At 70.4% G+C, this 17,632-nt stretch carries 12 protein-coding genes and 2 pseudogenes; 13 read left to right on the top strand and 1 reads right to left on the bottom strand.

Going from position 1 to position 17,632, the window contains the following annotated elements; translation table 11 throughout:
- Nucleotides 1-60 precede the first annotated feature (60 nt).
- A pseudogene (locus tag RLT59_RS39400) lies at nucleotides 61-261 on the top strand (Rv3654c family TadE-like protein); the annotation flags it as partial.
- 151 nt (nucleotides 262-412) lie between these two features.
- Here RLT59_RS39400 and RLT59_RS20820 read toward each other — a convergent pair.
- On the bottom strand, nucleotides 413-3,022 hold the full coding sequence (locus tag RLT59_RS20820; protein WP_311304783.1) for a DNA 3'-5' helicase SftH: 2,610 nt from the start codon (nucleotides 3,020-3,022) through the stop codon (nucleotides 413-415).
- Between the two features lie 78 nt (nucleotides 3,023-3,100).
- Here RLT59_RS20820 and RLT59_RS20825 point away from each other — a divergent pair, with 78 nt between their 5' ends.
- The 12 genes and pseudogenes from RLT59_RS20825 to topA all read left to right on the top strand — a co-directional run bounded on the left by RLT59_RS20825 (nucleotide 3,101) and on the right by topA (nucleotide 17,295).
- Nucleotides 3,101-3,454 (top strand): STAS domain-containing protein, encoded by a 354-nt coding sequence (locus RLT59_RS20825; protein WP_024493792.1) that lies wholly within the window; start codon nucleotides 3,101-3,103, stop codon nucleotides 3,452-3,454.
- A gap of 540 nt (nucleotides 3,455-3,994) precedes the next feature.
- Nucleotides 3,995-4,468, top strand: coding sequence for an ATP-binding protein (locus tag RLT59_RS20830; protein ID WP_311304784.1), 474 nt, complete (start codon nucleotides 3,995-3,997; stop codon nucleotides 4,466-4,468).
- A gap of 317 nt (nucleotides 4,469-4,785) precedes the next feature.
- A complete protein-coding gene (locus RLT59_RS20835) occupies nucleotides 4,786-7,221 on the top strand; it encodes a sodium-translocating pyrophosphatase (protein ID WP_311304785.1) in 2,436 nt (811 codons plus the stop codon).
- Between the two features lie 298 nt (nucleotides 7,222-7,519).
- Nucleotides 7,520-8,242, top strand: a complete 723-nt coding sequence (locus RLT59_RS20840; RefSeq protein WP_311304786.1) for a prolipoprotein diacylglyceryl transferase — start codon at nucleotides 7,520-7,522, stop codon at nucleotides 8,240-8,242.
- Nucleotides 8,243-8,377: 135 nt separating this feature from the next.
- Nucleotides 8,378-9,913 carry a DUF7059 domain-containing protein gene (locus tag RLT59_RS20845; RefSeq protein ID WP_399125799.1) on the top strand — a complete coding sequence of 512 codons (1,536 nt, stop codon included), beginning with the start codon at nucleotides 8,378-8,380 and terminating at the stop codon, nucleotides 9,911-9,913.
- Entirely contained in the window at nucleotides 9,910-10,917 is a 1,008-nt protein-coding gene (locus tag RLT59_RS20850; protein ID WP_311304788.1) for a helix-turn-helix domain-containing protein, read from the top strand. The genes RLT59_RS20845 and RLT59_RS20850 overlap by 4 nt, the downstream gene beginning before the upstream one ends.
- A gap of 100 nt (nucleotides 10,918-11,017) precedes the next feature.
- A pseudogene (locus RLT59_RS20855) lies at nucleotides 11,018-11,569 on the top strand (ABC transporter ATP-binding protein); the annotation flags it as partial.
- Between the two features lie 320 nt (nucleotides 11,570-11,889).
- Nucleotides 11,890-12,117, top strand: coding sequence for a hypothetical protein (locus RLT59_RS20860; RefSeq protein ID WP_311304789.1), 228 nt, complete (start codon nucleotides 11,890-11,892; stop codon nucleotides 12,115-12,117).
- A complete protein-coding gene (locus RLT59_RS20865; protein WP_311304790.1) occupies nucleotides 12,114-12,824 on the top strand; it encodes an ABC transporter permease in 711 nt (236 codons plus the stop codon). Before RLT59_RS20860 ends, RLT59_RS20865 begins: the two co-directional genes overlap by 4 nt.
- Nucleotides 12,825-12,856: 32 nt before the next feature.
- Complete coding sequence (locus tag RLT59_RS20870; protein ID WP_311304791.1) at nucleotides 12,857-13,696, top strand: ABC transporter permease; 840 nt, start codon at nucleotides 12,857-12,859, stop codon at nucleotides 13,694-13,696.
- Between the two features lie 181 nt (nucleotides 13,697-13,877).
- Nucleotides 13,878-14,075, top strand: coding sequence for a hypothetical protein (locus RLT59_RS20875; protein WP_311304792.1), 198 nt, complete (start codon nucleotides 13,878-13,880; stop codon nucleotides 14,073-14,075).
- Nucleotides 14,076-14,436: 361 nt separating this feature from the next.
- Nucleotides 14,437-17,295 carry a type I DNA topoisomerase gene (gene topA, locus RLT59_RS20880; RefSeq protein ID WP_311304793.1) on the top strand — a complete coding sequence of 953 codons (2,859 nt, stop codon included), beginning with the start codon at nucleotides 14,437-14,439 and terminating at the stop codon, nucleotides 17,293-17,295.
- The last annotated feature ends 337 nt before the right edge of the window (nucleotides 17,296-17,632 follow it).

The raw sequence follows: 17,632 nt of genomic DNA on the forward strand, positions 1-17,632 counted from the left end.
CGGCGGGACCGGGGGCTGGCCACAGTGTGGGCGGCGGTGGCCACGGTGACGCTGTGCACGGTGTTCGCCGTGGTGCTGGCGCTCGGGCAGGTGGTGGTGGCCCGGCACCGGGCCGGAGGCGCGGCCGACCTGGCGGCCCTGGCAGCTGCGGACCGGGCCTTGGACGGAGAGGCCGAGGCGTGCCGGGCCGCTCGGCAGGTTGCCGGAGCGCAGGGGGCGGAAGTGGTGCGGTGCGCCGTGCAGGGGGAGATCGCGGATGTGGCGGCCCGGGTGCGCCTCGGGCCCTACGCGCCGGAGATCAGGTCCCGGGCAGGACCGGCGACGGCGCCACCTGTGGCTACCGGCCCGTCGGCGGTTCAGGCGGCTCGGGCTGGTCAGGCGGCTCGGGCGAGTCCGACGGCTCCGAGTGCTCCTAGGAGTCCGACGGCTCCGACGGCTCCGATGAGTCCGATGAGTCCGATGAGTCCGATGAGTCCGACGGCTCCGAGGGGCCCGGCAAGTCCGACGGCTCCGGCGAGCCCGGTGATTGCCGCGGCGCCGGGGAGTCCGGAGGGGCATGCGGCTCGGGCTGCTCCGGAGGCGCGGATCGGAGGAGTTCGGTGAGCAGGCGCACGGCGCCGCGCTTGTGCAGCGGTTCGTTGCCGTTGCCGCACTTCGGGGACTGGATGCAGGACGGGCAGCCCGCGTCGCACTCGCAGGAGGCGATGGCCTGCCGCGTGGCCGTCAGCCAGCCGCGCGCGGTGTGGAAGGCCCGTTCGGCGAACCCGGCGCCTCCTGGGTGGCCGTCGTACACGAAGACCGTCGGCAGCAGGGTGTCCGGATGCAGCGGTACGGATACGCCGCCGATGTCCCAGCGGTCGCAGGTGGCGAAGAGCGGCAGCATCCCGATCGACGCGTGCTCGGCGGCGTGCAGCGCGCCGCCCAGGATCTCCGGGTTGATCCGGGCGGCGTCGAGCTGGTCCTGGGTGACCGTCCACCACACGGCGCGGGTGCGCAGGGTGCGGGGCGGAAGGTCCAGTTTGGTCTCGCCCAGCACCTCTCCGCTGATCAGTCTGCGGCGCAGGAAGGAGACGACCTGGTTGGTGACTTCCACGGAGCCGTAGCAGAGGCGCCCGTCGCCCCACGGGATCTCGGTGTCGGTCTCCAGGACGGCGATGGCGGTGGTGTCGCGCGCGGTCGTCGAGTACGGCGGGTTCGCCTCCTCGACCAGTGCCGCCGAGTCGTCGAGGTCCAGCTTCCGGACCAGGTAGGTGCGGCCTTGGTGGAGGTGGACGGCGCCCTCGTGGACGGCGGCGTGGGCGGCGGACTCGTCGACGGTGCCCAGCAGCCGTCCGGTGCCCTCCTCGACGATCTGGACGGGGCGGCCGCCCTCCCCCCGGATGTCGGTGAGGTCCGCGGCCCGTTCGCGGCGGGTCCAGTGCCAGCCCGAGGACCTTTTGCGGAGCAGCTTCGCGGCTTCCAGCTGTGGCAGCAGGTCGGTGGCGGCGGGGCCGAAGAGTGCCAGATCGGCCTCCGTGAGGGGCAGCTCAGCGGCGGCGGCGCACAGATGGGGGGCCAGGACGTACGGGTTGTCCGGATCGAGGACGGTCGATTCCACGGGCTGCTGGAACAGCGCCTCCGGGTGGTGGACGAGGAAGGTGTCCAGCGGGTCGTCCCGCGCCACCAGGATGGCGAGGGCGCCCTGACCCGCGCGGCCCGCGCGGCCGGCCTGCTGCCACAGCGAAGCCCGCGTACCCGGGTAGCCCGCGATGATGACGGCGTCCAGGCCGGAGACGTCGATACCGAGTTCGAGGGCGGTGGTGGCGGCCAGGCCGAGCAGCTGACCGGAGTGCAGAGCGCGTTCCAGGGCGCGGCGTTCCTCGGGGAGATACCCCCCGCGGTAGGCGGCGACGCGGGCGGGAAGGGAGGGGTCGACCTCCGCGAGGCGTTCCTTGGCGATGACGGAGATGAGCTCGGCGCCGCGCCGGGAGCGTACGAAGGCGACCGAGCGCACACCCTGCACGGTCAGGTCGGTGAGCAGGTCCGCGGTTTCCGCCGTGGCGGTGCGGCGTACGGGAGCGCCCTTCTCGCCGTGCAGCTCGGTCAGGGGCGGCTCCCACAGGGCGAAGACCAGTTCGCCGCGCGGGGAGGCGTCATCGGCGACCTCGACGACCCGGAGGCCGGTCAGGCGCCCCGCCGAGGCCGAGGGCTCCGCCGCGGTGGCGGAGGCCAGCAGGAACACGGGGTCGGCGCCGTAGCGGGCGCACAGGCGGCGTAGCCGGCGCACCACCTGGGCGACGTGCGAGCCGAAGACACCTCGGTAGGTGTGGCACTCGTCGATGACGACATAGCGCAGGGCGCGGAGGAAGGAGGACCAGCGGGGATGGGACGGGAGTATCCCGCGGTGCAGCATGTCCGGGTTGGTGAGGACGTAGTTGGCGTACTGGCGTACCCATTCGCGTTCCTCGACGGGGGTGTCGCCGTCGTAGACCGCGGGACGGATCCCGTTGCCCAGCGGAGCCGCGAGTTCCTTCACGGAGCGCCTCTGGTCGGCGGCCAGGGCTTTGGTGGGGGCGAGGTAGAGAGCGGTCGCACCACGGCCGTTGGGAGCCTCTGAGCCGTCCAGGAGGGCGCTGAGGACCGGGGCGAGGTACGCCAGCGACTTGCCGGAGGCGGTGCCGGTGGCGATGACGACCGACTCGCCGTCCAGCGCGTGCTCCGCAGCGGCCGCCTGATGGGCCCAGGGATGATCGATTCCGGCCCGCTGGATGGCGGCGATCACTTCTGGACGGATGCGATCGGGCCAGATGGCATGGGTTCCCGTACGCGGGGGCAGGTGCTCCGTATGAGTGATGCGCGCGGCCCGGCCCGCCCCTGCGGCGAGCCGGTCGAGGACCACGTCCGGAGAGGGGCGGAAGCCCCCGCTCTCGGGCGGTCGACTGGGGCGGAGATTCTTGGCCATCGGCACCGAGTGTGTCACTGGCGAGGCGGACAATGGTCCCAAGGCGTCGTGCATGGCAGCTGGTAAGTGATTGAATGCCATCGCGGCTGGCGATCCGTCCCCTGGCTCCGCCGGGGAGACCGAGGGGCGACCGCTCGATAGCAAGGTGCTGGAGGATCCGTGGACCTGTCCTTGTCGACTCGCAATGTGTCCGGCCCTGGTGGCGACCGTACGGTCGTCGAGGTCGGTGGCGAGATTGATGTATATACCGCGCCCAAGCTGCGCGAGCAGTTGGTCGAGTTGGTGAATGACGGCAGCTACCACTTGGTTGTCGACATGGAAGGCGTCGACTTTCTCGACTCCACCGGCCTCGGCGTGCTCGTGGGCGGCTTGAAGCGTGTGCGGGCCCATGAGGGCTCGTTGCGCCTGGTCTGCAACCAGGAGCGCATTCTCAAGATTTTCAGGATCACCGGTCTCACCAAGGTGTTCCCGATTCACAACACGGTCGACGAGGCCGTCGAGGCAACCGACTGACGGCAGGCTCGCGGTCGGACCGGCTCAAGGGCCGGTCCGGCGGTAGCGGGCATAGCCGTGGTGGCAGGTGCCGTCGATGGCTCCGGAGGAAGACGGCCGGGGCCACGGCGGCCGCCTGGGCGGCCTGTCGGCGGTCGATGATCCGGCTCTTCGGCATCGGTACCGACATCGGTCCGGCGTCGGTACGAGGTCGGTCTGTCACCCGTTCGGCGGTCGTCGGCTGATCTATTTTTCCGGTCTGTTCGCCGGTCCGGTTGCTGACCGGTCGCTCACGCGATCGGACCAGCGTCGGTCGGCGGATCAGTGCCGGTTGCCGGGTCAGTCATCGGCTGTGGATCAGCCGTCAGCCGTGAGCTGTTCGGATGGGCTGCCAGCTGTCAGGGCAGTGGTTGAACTCTCGCCGTACAACATCCGGCGGGCGGCAGTCCGGTGGTTGCCGGGCAACCGCGCCGGCCGACGGTGAGCCGGAGAGAAGAGCCAGGGGTGCCGGGCCATCTGCCCGGTTCCTGGATGCACACACGTACGTTCGAGGGGGATCGCATGGCCACCGTTGAACTCCGCTTCAGCGCCCAGCCCGAACACGTCAGAACGGCCCGCCTCGTGGCGGCTGCCGTGGCGCGCCGGGCCGGGGTCGACGAGGCCGTGCTCGACGAGGTCAGGCTCGCCGTGGGAGAGGCCTGCAGCCGCGCGGTCGGGCTGCACCGCAGCCACGGCATCACCGCTCCTGTCACGGTCGTCCTGACCGAGGAGGAGAAATCCTTCTCCATCGAGGTCGGCGACGAGGTGCCTGGGCCGGGCAGCGACGGTTCCGTACCCGGCACGTCCGGACGGGGCGGCGCCGCGTCAGGCGTGGGGCCGGACGAGCCGGAACCCGATCCTGAGGGCGACGGCGAGGACGAGATGGGCCTCGCCGTCATCAGCGGCCTGGTCGACGACGTGGAAGTCAGATCCGGCGCGGACGGCGGAGTCATCCGGATGAGCTGGCCGAAGACGCCGGCGACCGTACTTCCCTGAGATCCGGCGGCCGTACGTCCCTGAGAGGGGCGCGTCCCGGGCCGGTCCGGCCGGGCCGGTGGCGCGCGAGTCCGCCGATCGTCGCTTTTCGAGGCCCTGCTGAGCAGGGCCTTTTTATTTTCGCGCGACTGTTCCTGCTTGATCAGTGATCTACGAAGAATGCGCCTGCCCCATTACTGCATTCGATCCAGTCCGCGAAGGTGATCAATTGCCGTTCGGTGGATGAAGGTCAATTACATTTACCGCGCACTGTTTTGATCGTGTTCCGCTCCCTACAATCCGTCCACGTCTTGAGCGCTGAGCGTCAAGGAGGACGTATGGCGGGGTTCGGCACCACACCACTGGCAGAACTGACGCAGTTTTCCGCACTTTCCGACCCACCCACCACTCTCGCCGCAGCGGTGCTTACCGATGACAACCGAGTCATCGTGATCGTCGTCGCGGTCGTCGCCCTCGCGGCACTGCTGGTCGCCCGGCTGCTGGCCCGGCAGGTGCTGGCGGCCGGTGAGGGCACCGATCGTATGAAGGAGATCGCGGCGGCCGTCCAGGAAGGCGCGAATGCCTATCTGGCCCGGCAGTTGCGAACCGTAGGTATCTTCGCCGTCGTCGTCTTCTTCCTGCTTCTCCTGCTTCCGGCCGACAACTGGTCGCAGCGCGCGGGGCGTTCGGTGTTCTTCCTGGTCGGTGCGCTTTTCTCGGCGGCCACCGGATACATCGGTATGCGGCTCGCCGTACGGAGCAATGTGCGGGTCGCCGCCGCCGCGCGTGAGGCGACTCCCGCAGAAGGTGAGCCGGAAAAGGATCTCACCGCCGTTTCGCACAAAGCAATGAAGATCGCATTCCGTACCGGGGGTGTGGTCGGCATGATCACCGTGGGCCTCGGGCTTCTGGGCGCCTCCTGTGTGGTGCTCGGATACGCCGCTGACGCGCCCAAGGTGCTGGAGGGCTTCGGGCTCGGAGCGGCACTGATCGCGATGTTCATGAGGGTCGGCGGCGGCATCTTCACCAAGGCGGCCGACGTCGGCGCGGACCTGGTCGGCAAGGTGGAACAGGGCATTCCGGAGGACGACCCGCGCAACGCCGCCACCATCGCGGACAACGTGGGCGACAACGTCGGGGACTGCGCGGGCATGGCGGCGGACCTCTTCGAGTCGTACGCCGTGACGCTGGTCGCCGCGCTCATCCTCGGCAAGGCCGCGTTCGGTGACGCGGGACTGGCCTTCCCGCTCATCGTGCCGGCGATCGGCGTGATCACCGCGATGATCGGCGTCTTCGCGGTCGCGCCGCGCCGCAGCGACCGCGGCGGGATGACCGCCATCAACCGAGGGTTCTTCATCTCGGCGGTCATCTCGCTGGTCCTGGTGGCTGTGGCGGTCTTCGTCTATCTGCCGTCCACATACGCGGATCTGGACGGTGTCACCGATGAGTCCATCACCTCGCACGGCGGGGACCCGCGGGTGTTCGCGCTGGTCGCCGTCGCCATCGGTATTGTGCTGGCAGCCCTGATCCAGCAGCTCACGGGCTATTTCACCGAGACCAACCGGCGTCCGGTCAAGGACATCGGCAAGTCCTCGCTGACCGGGCCGGCCACCGTCGTACTCGCCGGTGTCTCCATCGGTCTGGAGTCCGCCGTCTACACCGCGCTGCTGATCGGGCTCGGCGTCTACGGAGCGTTCCTGCTCGGCGGTACGTCGATCATGCTGGCGCTCTTCGCGGTGGCACTGGCCGGTACCGGACTGCTCACCACCGTCGGGGTCATCGTCGCCATGGACACCTTCGGCCCGGTCTCCGACAACGCCCAGGGCATCGCTGAGATGTCCGGTGATGTGACCGGCGCCGGTGCCCAGGTCCTCACCGACCTGGACGCCGTCGGCAACACCACCAAGGCCATCACCAAGGGCATCGCCATCGCGACCGCCGTGCTGGCGGCGGCGGCGCTCTTCGGCTCCTACCGCGACGCGATCGCCACCGCGGTCGACGATGTCGGAGCCTCGGCCGGGGAGATGGGGCTGAGCCTGGACATCTCGCAGCCCAACAACCTGGTGGGCCTGATCCTCGGCGCCGCGGTCGTCTTCCTCTTCTCCGGCCTGGCCATCAACGCCGTGTCCCGGTCCGCCGGGGCCGTCGTCTACGAGGTGCGGCGGCAGTTCCGTGAGCACCCCGGGATCATGGACTACACCGAGAAGCCGGAGTACGGGCGCGTCGTCGACATCTGCACCAAGGACGCGCTGCGCGAGCTGGCCACGCCCGGTCTGCTGGCGGTGCTGGCGCCGATCGCGGTCGGATTCAGCTTCGGGGTCGGGGCGCTCGGCTCGTATCTCGCCGGTGCGATCGGCACCGGGACGCTGATGGCGGTCTTCCTCGCCAACTCCGGCGGTGCGTGGGACAACGCCAAGAAGCTCGTCGAGGACGGTCACCACGGTGGCAAGGGGAGCGACGCCCATGCCGCGACCGTCATCGGTGACACGGTCGGTGACCCGTTCAAGGACACGGCCGGGCCGGCGATCAACCCCTTGCTCAAGGTGATGAACCTGGTGGCGTTGCTCATCGCGCCCGCCGTGGTGAAGTTCAGCTACGGCGAGGACGCGAACGCCGGGGTGCGCGCGGTGGTCGCGGTGCTCGCCATCGTCGTCATCATCGGTGCGGTCTACGTCTCCAAGCGTCGCGGGATCGCCGTGGGGGACGACGGCGACTCCGGCGGAGGGGGCGGAGGCAGCTCGGCCCGGCCGTCCGATCCGGCGGCCGTAAAATGAGCCGGCCGTCGCAGGGCGGCCGCGTCGACAGTGCTGCGGGTGGCCGTAGCGGGTAGCCGACACAAGGTCAGGAAGCGTACGGGTGGGGCATTCTGATGCTCCGCCCGTCCGTCGGCCGGCAGGGCGCTTGCTCGATCAGGTGTTCCCGTGCGCCGGGGCCGAGTGGGTGAGTTGTATCTCCCTCATTTCGCTTGGTGCAAATGGCTGCAAAAGCCCACCCATCGGACTCCGGGCGCCCAAATGCAGGGCGTTCGACGTGTAAGTTCCGGGGCCGAGAGCCTTGGAAGGGACCAATCCGGTGAACAAGAAGCTTGCGGCCGCGCTGTCCGGCGGTGCGGTACTGGTACTTACGCTGTCGGGCTGCAGCGACGACAGCGACAACAAGGTGAACGACTGGGCCAAGAAGGTCTGTGACCAGGTCCAGCCCCAGCTGCAGAAGATCGCGAACGCCAACGCCTCCATCCAGCAGCAGACCGCCGACAACAGCAAGCCCGCCGACGTCCAGAAGACCGACTCGGCCGCCTTCCAGCAGATCTCCCAGGCCTACAAGGCGCTGGGCTCGGCGGTCGACTCGGCGGGCCCGCCGCCGGTCGACGACGGCGAGACCACGCAGAAGGAAGCCGTGAAGGAGCTCAACGCCTCCTCCGTGGCCTACGCGAATCTGCAGAAGAAGGTCGATGACCTCAACACGAAGGACCAGGCGAAGTTCGCCGACGGCCTCAAGGGCATCGCTGACGAGCTGAACAAGATCAGCACCAACGGTGACCAGGCGCTGAAGAAGCTCCAGTCCGGCGAGGTCGGCAGCGCGATGGCCAAGCAGAAGGGCTGCCAGAAGCCGACGGCCCCCGCATCGCCGTCGGCCGGCACCTCGAAGTCGGCTTCGCCCTCGAAGGACTCCGAGGGCTCCGAGGACTCGAAGAGCTCCGGGGACGCGAAGGACCCGAAGGACGCGAAGGAATCGCAGGGCGCCAAGGACTCGAAGGAGGCGTCTTCTTCCGCCTCGCCCGGCGAGAAGTCGTAACCGGACGGCTCTCCGACACGGCCGCCCGCACAACCCGGACGAGCAGCTGTACGACCCCGGGCCGGCGGTCGTACGAGCGGCCCGTTGGCCCGATGGGTCAACGGGCCGCTGCCGTTGGCAGTGGGAGCCGTCACAATGGGTCACGTGAGTAAGACCAGCCTTCCCGCACCCGACCATGCGACCCGGCTCCGCGAAGCCCTGCTCGCCGCCGCCTTCACCGCCGACGGGCTCCTCGACCTGCTCGGCGCACCCGCCTACGCCGCGCTCGCGCGCAGTGAGACCGTCCCGGCGCTGCGTGCCACCCGGGGCGACGCACCGCTCGACACGCTCGTGCGGCTCTTCCTCCTCCAGCACCCGGTCCCCGCCGGGCGGGCGGCCGCCGTGCTGCCGCTGCCGGAATGCGTGGCGGACGGCTGGCTGACCGAGTCGGACGGCGAGGTGCGCGCGAGCGTCGACGTACGCCCCTACGGCGGACCGGACGGCCAGGACTGGTTCATCGTCTCCGACCTGGGCTGCGCCGTCGGCGGCGCGGGCGGCATCGGCTCGCACGAGGAGGGCGTCGTCCTCGGGATCGGCGGCGCCTCCACCACTCTCGCCGGCATCACCGTCCGCAGGCCCGTCGCCACCGCCCTCGACATCGGCACGGGCTCCGGCATCCAGGCACTGCACGCCTCGCAGCACGCCACCAGGGTCACCGCCACCGACCTCAACCCGCGCGCCCTCGGCTTCACCCGGCTCACCCTCGCCCTGTCCGGCGCGGCCCCGGCCGATCTGCGCGAGGGCTCCCTCTACGAACCGGTCGCCGGGGAGACGTACGACCTGATCGTCTCCAACCCGCCCTTCGTCATCTCGCCCGGCGCCCGGCTCACCTACCGCGACGGCGGCATGGCGGGCGACGACCTGTGCCGGACCCTGGTGCAGCAGACAGGCGAGCGGCTGAACGAGGGCGGGTACGCCCATTTCCTGGCCAACTGGCAGCACACGGAGGACGAGGAGTGGCAGGACCGGCTGCGCTCCTGGGTGCCGCAGGGCTGTGACGCCTGGATCGTGCAGCGCGAGGTCCAGGACGTCACGCAGTACGCGGAGCTGTGGCTGCGCGACAGCGGCGACCACCGCACGGAGCCCGCGGAGTACGCGGCGCGGTACGACGCCTGGCTGGACGAGTTCGAGGCCAGTGGGACCAAGGGCGTTGGCTTCGGCTGGATCACGCTGCGGAAGTCCGCCGCGGCCGCCGCGGGGGACGCGTCGATCGTGATCGAGGAGTGGCCGCACGCGGTGGAGCAGCCGCTCGGCCCGGCCATCGAGGCGCACTTCGCCCGTCAGGACTACCTGCGGGAGCAGGACGACGCGGCGTTGCTGACCGGCCATTTCACCCTGGCGGCCGAGGTGGTGCAGGAGCAGGTCGGGCTGCCGGGCGCGGAGGACCCCGAGCACGTGGTGCTCCGTCAGAACCGCGGTATGCGGCGCGCGACGAAGGTCGACGCGGTCGGAGCGGGGTTCGCGGGTGTGTGCGACGGATCGCTGCCCGCGGGCCGGATCCTCGACGCCATCGCCCAGCTGATGAACGAGGACCCGGTGCTGCTGCGCGACCGCACCCCGCAGGCCATCCGGCTGCTGGTCGAGGAGGGCTTCCTGGAGCCGGTGCCCCCGGCAGGGCGGACGGCCGGATGATCCGGATCGAGCTGGACGAGCCCTCGCTCGGCGCGACGCGGATCGCGATCAGCCCGCTGTGGGACGCCTTCTGCAGCCTCCATCTCGCGCTGCCGCACCGCGCCCTCTCCCTGCCCTACCAGGACTGGGTGGTGCGTGCGCGGGAGGTGCTGAGGGAGGACGACCGGACGCACGCGCTGCGGCTGCTGACCGACGGTCTGCTGAGCTTCCCGGACTTCCTGTTGCCCCGGCCGGTGGGGGCCACGTCCATCGAGGCGGAGCTGGAGACGGTCAGGGCGACTCCGGCCGATGTCGTACGGGCCGGGGTGGCCGAGCATTACGCGGGGCTTGAGGACCACCCGCAGATCCGTCCGTACCTGGCAAATCCCGAGGCGGCCTGCGGGGCGCTGGCCGACGCGTACGCGGCTTACTGGGAAGGCGCGTTGGCGGCGCACTGGCCCACGATGCGCCGGCTCGTCGAGGACGAAGTCCTCATCCGTGCACGGACCTTCGCCACCGAAGGCGTCGACGCGCTCTTCGCCGGTCTGGAGAGCCGTGCCAGATGGACGCCTCCCGTCCTTGAGCTGACCAAGCACATCGACGCGCAGTACCGGGCGGGCGAACGGCGGCTCCTGCTCGTGCCGGTCGTCTTCGCGGAGGGCTGCCGGCTCTACTCCACCGATGACCCCGAGGTGCTGGCGGTCTCCTTCCAGGCCCGTGGCGCGGCCGCGCTGCGTGAACCGCGACCGGATCCGGCCGATACCGGTGACCGGCTCGGACTCCCGCTCGGGCGGGGCCGGGCCTCCGTCCTGCGGCAGCTCGGCGGGCCGCTCACCACGGCCGGGATATCCGACCGGCTGGGGCTCGCGCCGAGCACGGTCTCGGAGCACCTGTCGGTGCTCGCGGAGGCGGATGTCGTCACCCGGCACCGGATCGGCCGCAGCGTGTACTACCAGCTCACGGACACCGGCCGGGCCCTGCTCGCGCTGCTGTCCGGGGAGGACGTGCTGCGCGCGGTGTCCTGAGCGGCAGGTCTGCCGGGCGGCGGTTCGGCGGGGCCGGGGACGATTCGGCGGTTCCCGAATTGATGGCGGGTGCGGTAAAGCCCGTCCTAGCGTGCCCGCCATGCTTGCGATCGAGGCGGAGAACCTTCGCCGCACCTACACCAGCCGGACCGGCTTCCTGCGTCCGCGCCGCACCGAGACACAGGCCGTGCGGGGGGTCACCTTCGACGTGGCACGCGGCGAGCTCTTCGGTCTCCTCGGCCCCAACGGCGCGGGCAAGACGACCACCATCAAGATGCTCAACACCCTGCTGCTGCCCACCTCCGGCTCGGCCCGGGTACTGGGGCACGACGTGGCGTCGGAGCCCGTCGCCGTCCGGCGCAGGATCGGCTACGTCTTCGGCGGCGACCGAGGTCTGTACGACCGGCTCTCAGCCCTCGACAACCTGCGCTACTTCGCCGAGCTGTACGCCGTCGAACCGCGCGACCAGAAGCGGCGGATCGCTGAACTGCTCGACCTGGTCGGCCTCACCGGCCGCGAGAGGGAACACGTCGAGGGGTACTCGCGCGGGATGCGGCAGCGGCTGCACATCGCACGGGGCCTGTTGCACCGGCCTGACGTCCTGTTCCTCGACGAACCGTCCATCGGCGTCGACCCGGTGGCGGCGAGAGACCTGCGCCGCACCATCGCTGATCTGCGGTCCGGCGGCACGACCGTACTGCTGACCACGCACTACATGGCCGAGGCCGATGAGCTGTGCGACCGGATCGCGGTCATCGCGGGCGGCACCATCCGGGCGCTCGGCACCCCGGACCGGCTCAAGGAGCGGGTCCAGGAGCGCGGCATCCTGGAGATCGAGGCCCACGGAGCGGGTGACGAACACCTCGACCGCATCCGGCACCTGGCGGGTGTGCTCGGGGTGGCCGCAGAGGACCGGGGCGGCAGGCAGGCCGTCATCGTGCGACGGAACGCGGAGCGGAACTGCACGCACAGGTGCTCGCGGCGCTCCACGGGGTCAGGGTCGGACGGGTCGTCACACATGAACCCTCCCTGGAGGACGCCTGCATCGCGATCGTCGAGGAGGCGGAAGCGGAGGCGGAGGAGGAAGCGGGGGCGGGAACGGAGGCAGAAGCGACGACAGAGACAGGAGCGGAGACGGAAGCGGAGACAGGAGCCGAGAAGGGAGCCTCGGAGGAGACGGCAAGGGAGGCCGCGGCATGAGCCGCCGTGGCACGACTCCCGCCAGGGCCCTGCGCCTGATCGCCGTCGGAGTGCGCACGCACGTCTCGTACATGAGCCGCTCACCGATCGAGATCACCTTCGCCGTGCTCGTGCCCCTGGTGTACGCGACCCTCGCCGTCTACCTCTTCCGCGCGTCCGACGACCCCGACCGGCTGCTCACGGCGGCCGTCGGGGCGGGCCTCATGGGCATCTGGTCCTCGGTGGTCTGGGGCGCGGTGCTGTTCGACGTGCCGCTCGACTTCGGTCATCCGCTGCTCTTCCTGATCGCCGTACCCGTGTGCGTCATGTCGCTCGGGATGATGGGTCTGCTGCTCGCCGCCACGTTCGTGCTGCTGCGCAACGCCAACGCACTCGCCAACCCGCTGGACGCGCCCGTGTGGATGCTGTCCGGGATGCTCGTGCCCGCCACCGTGCTGCCGGAATGGACCCGTCCCGTTTCCTGGGCGCTGCCCACCACATGGGGTTCGCGGGCGGTCCACGCGGCGACCTCGGGAGGCACGGGGGCCGGTGAGGTGCTGGTCCCGATGGCCGCGGCCCTCGCTCTCGGCGCGCTGTACGCGCTGGGTGCCGTCCTGGTCCTGGGCCGCGTCGAACAGCGCGCGGGCCGCCGCCACCCTCTCCCTGGCCTGAGCACCTCAGCACCTCAGCACCTCAGCACCTCAGCACCTGTGCACCTGTGCACCTGAGCACTGACCACCTGAACCAGGAGTTGTCCCGTATGCCCGTCGACACACCGGATCCGGCCGTCACGAAGCGAAGCCACGGAGGCGGGAGGGGAACCGCCGCTCTGCGGCTGGTCGTGACCGGGGGCGCCCTGTCCTACCGGGCGCTCTTCAACTGGACGACGCCCCCGATGTTCATCGGCACCCTGCTGGTCGGCCCGCTGCTGCAACTGCTCTTCTTCGTCTTCCTGGGACGTCAGCTCCAGGTCGCCGACGACCGCTTCCACCTCCTCGGCAACGCCGTCGTCGCCTCCTCCACCGCCTGCGTCCACGGCGGCACGATGGCCATCGCCAGCGAACGCCGTTACGGGACGCTCGGCGCGGTACTGCTCAGTCCCCGGAACCGGGCTCCGCTCTGGTTCAGCCGTGCGCTGCCCTACGTATTGAACGGCCTTCTCATCAGCGCCTTCACGCTCACTGCTGCCTGCCTGCTGCTCGGTCTGCGGATTCCGGTTGGCGCTCTTCCCGGACTGGCCGCCGTTCTGCTCGCCGCCGCGGCGGGATGCTCCGCTTTCGGCCTCGCGCTCGGGGCGCTGGGGCTGCGCTTCCGCGACGTCTTCCTGATCTCGAACGTGGCGAGTTCCGCGTTCCTGCTGCTGACCGGTGCGAACGTGCCCCGGGAGGATCTTCCGGAGTGGATGCGTGCCGTCGGAGCCGTACTGCCACTGACCCACGCGGCCGGAGCGGCACGTGAGTTGTCCGCGGGCGCCGGCCTGGACGTCCGGGCTCTCGCCGCCGAACTCGGGACGGGCGCCGGGTACGCGCTGCTCGCCGTCGTGCTGCTGGCGGTGTTCGAACGTGGGAGCAGGCGACGGGCGACCCTCGATGTGATGTGAGCGCAGCATCATGCGAGTACGGCCCGGTCCCGCTGTTCACCCGGGGTTCGCGTCGTCGACGCTCCGTGGTGCGAGCCTCCCCCGGAACGGCGCGAAACGAAGCCGTACGGCGCGGTACGACCGCGGGCACCCCCGCCCCGGTCCGCTCCGGTCCGCGCCGGGGACAGAGAGGCTTACGGGCATGGAGAGCGGACCTGCGGTCTTCGCCGGAACGGCATTCGCACTGTTCGGTGCCGCGCTGCTGCTGTGGACGGGGGCGCGCGTACTGCATCGCGCGCCGGTGGCGTACCGGGTGAGCCCCGTTGCCTCGACCGTACTCGCCACTGTGTTCGGCGTAGTTTTCCTCGTCCTCGGGGTGTGGTGCTTCACACGCGTCTGAACCCGTGGCCGAGGGCGCGTCTGAACGCGGGGCCGAACGCGTGTCCGAACCGTCCGCGAGGCACCCGGGGCCCGGAGCCGGCCCGGAACACGCCCGGACTGTGCGCACCCCGCCGTCGGCACTCGCGGTGCGGCCACAGCGCCGCCGAAACCCGCAGGCAGCGGCCCCGCGCACGGCGGACTGAGCGGGCCGGGCGGCAGGAAAGGCGGAAGTCGGGTTACCGTTCGAGTGGCCGTTGCGGGCTTTTGCCGTTTGACACGGGGGCGGGTTGTACCGTCACACTCCGCAGCGACAGCACTGTCGGCAGCGCGATCGCGCTGCCCTGATGCCCACCGAGCGTCGACCGGAGAGAAGAGCGAAGTTGTCCCCGACCAGCGAGACCGCACAGGGCGGCCGCCGACTCGTCATCGTCGAGTCGCCTGCCAAGGCGAAGACGATCAAGGGCTATCTCGGCCCCGGATACGTCGTCGAGGCGAGCGTCGGGCACATCCGCGACCTCCCGAACGGCGCGGCGGAGGTGCCGGACGAGTACACCGGCGAGGTGCGCCGGCTCGGCGTGGACGTCGAGAACGACTTCCAGCCCATCTACGTCGTCAATGCCGACAAGAAGGCCCAGGTCAGGAAGCTCAAGCAGCTCCTGGCCGAGTCGGACGAACTCTTCCTCGCCACCGACGAGGACCGCGAGGGCGAAGCCATCGCGTGGCACCTGCAGGAAGTCCTCAAGCCCAAGGTCCCGGTCCACCGGATGGTCTTCCACGAGATCACCAAGGACGCGATCCGGGCCGCCGTCGCCAACCCGCGCGAGCTGAACCAGCGCATGGTCGATGCCCAGGAGACCCGCCGCATCCTCGACCGCCTCTACGGCTACGAGGTCTCGCCGGTCCTGTGGAAGAAGGTCATGCCGCGCCTGTCGGCGGGCCGTGTCCAGTCCGTCGCCACCCGCCTCGTCGTCGAGCGGGAGCGCGAGCGCATCGCCTTCCGTTCCGCCGAGTACTGGGACCTGACCGGCACGTTTGCCACCGGTCGGACCGGTGACGCCTCCGACCCCTCGACGCTCACCGCCCGCCTCAGCGCGGTCGACGGGCGCCGCATCGCCCAGGGCCGTGACTTCGGTCCGGACGGTCAGCTGAAGGCCGCCTCCGGTCAGACGCTGCACCTGGACGAGACGAACGCCCGCGCCCTGGCCGCCGCGCTCGCCGACTCCTCGTTCGCCGTGCGGTCCGTCGAGTCGAAGCCGTACCGCCGTTCCCCGTACGCCCCCTTCCGTACGACGACCCTCCAGCAGGAGGCGAGCCGCAAGCTGGGCTTCGGGGCCAAGGCCACCATGCAGGTCGCGCAGAAGCTGTACGAGAACGGCTTCATCACCTATATGCGTACCGACTCCACGACCCTCTCGGACACCGCGATCTCCGCGGCCCGTGCCCAGGTCACGCAGTTGTACGGCGCCAATTACCTGCCGGACAAGCCGCGCACGTACGCCGGCAAGGTCAAGAACGCGCAGGAGGCGCACGAGGCGATCCGCCCCTCCGGCGACCGCTTCCGCACCCCTGCGGAGACGGGCCTCACCGGCGACCAGTTCCGGCTCTACGAGCTGATCTGGAAGCGGACCGTCGCCTCCCAGATGAAGGACGCGGTCGGTAACTCCGTCACCGTCAAGATCGGCGGCCGGGCGAGCGACGGCCGGGATGCCGAGTTCTCCGCGTCCGGCAAGACGATCACCTTCCACGGCTTCATGAAGGCGTACGTCGAAGGCGCCGACGACCCGAACGCCGAGCTGGACGACCGCGAGCGTCGGCTGCCGCAGGTCGCGGAGGGCGACGCGCTGTCCGCCGACGAGGTCACCGTCGACGGCCACGCGACGAAGCCGCCGGCCCGGTACACCGAGGCCTCGCTGGTCAAGGAGCTCGAAGAGCGCGAGATCGGCCGCCCGTCGACGTACGCCTCGATCATCGGCACGATCCTCGACCGCGGGTACGTGTTCAAGAAGGGCACGGCGCTCGTCCCGTCCTTCCTGTCGTTCGCCGTGGTCAACCTGCTGGAGAAGCACTTCGGCCGGCTCGTCGACTACGACTTCACCGCCCGCATGGAGGACGACCTCGACCGCATCGCCCGCGGTGAGGCCCAGTCCGTGCCGTGGCTGAAGCGGTTCTACTTCGGTGCCCAGGAGGGCGACGACGCGGCCGGTGCCGGCAAGGCGTCCGACGCGGGCAACGGCGACGGCGACCACCTCGGTGGGCTCAAGGAGCTCGTCACCGACCTCGGTGCGATCGACGCCCGGGAGATCTCCTCGTTCCCCGTCGGCAACGACATCAAGCTCCGGGTCGGCCGCTACGGCCCGTACATCGAGCGCGGCGAGAAGGACTCCGAGGGCCACCAGCGCGCGGACGTCCCCGAGGACCTGGCGCCCGACGAGCTGTCCGTCGAGTACGCGGAGGAGCTGCTGGCCAAGCCGAGCGGTGACTTCGAGCTCGGCGCCGACCCGGTCAGCGGGAACCAGATCATCGCCAAGGACGGGCGCTACGGCCCGTACGTCACCGAGGTGCTGCCCGAGGGCACGCCGAAGACCGGCAAGAACGCGGTGAAGCCGCGGACGGCTTCGCTCTTCAAGTCGATGTCGCTGGACACGGTGACGCTGGCCGACGCGCTGAAGCTGATGTCGCTGCCGCGCGTCGTCGGTGAGGACGCCGAGGGTGTCGAGATCACCGCGCAGAACGGCCGCTACGGCCCGTACCTGAAGAAGGGCACGGACTCGCGGTCGCTGACCTCGGAGGACCAGCTCTTCGACATCACCCTCGAAGAGGCCCTGGCGATCTACGCCCAGCCCAAGCAGCGCGGCCGGGCCGCGGCCAAGCCGCCGCTGAAGGAACTGGGCACGGACCCGGTGAGCGGTGCTCCGGTCGTCGTGAAGGACGGGCGTTTCGGCGCGTACGTCACCGACGGCGAGACGAACGCGACGCTGCGGTCCGACGACAGCGTCGAGGAGATCACGCCGGAGCGCGGCTACGAGCTGCTCGCGGAGAAGCGGGCCAAGGGGCCGGCCAAGAAGAAGACGGCGAAGAAGGCCCCGGCCAAGAAGGCGACCGCGAAGAAGGCGCCGGCGAAGAAGGCGACCGCGGCGAAGAAGACTGCGGCCAAGAAGACGACTTCGACTGCGGCGAAGAAGACGACTGCGGCGGCGAAGAAGTCTGCGTCTGCGTCGGCGTCGTCGTCGGAGGAGTGACCTCGCGGGGTTTCTGAACGCCGGGCGGGCTGGAGATGTTTCTCCAGCCCGCCCGGCGTTTGTGCTGTTGGGAGCGGGGGTGGGGGCGCCTGCGGCGGGCCTTGTCCCCTACCCGCCCCTTCCCGTAACCGGGGCTCCGCCCCGGACCCCGCTCCTCAAACGCCGGAGGGGCTGGGAGCGGGGCCCGGGGTGGGAGCGGGACGGGAAGCGAGGGGTGGGGAGCGGGGCTGGACGGGGCGTGGGGAAGCGGGGTTGGACGCGGGGGAGTAGGGCTGGGCCTGGGGGAGTACGGCTGGACGTGGGGTTGGAGGTCAGGTGAGAAGGGGTGGAACGGGCT

The sequence above is a fragment of the Streptomyces sp. ITFR-6 genome (genome assembly GCF_031844725.1).
In the GTDB taxonomy this organism is placed as follows: Bacteria; Actinomycetota; Actinomycetes; order Streptomycetales; family Streptomycetaceae; genus Streptomyces.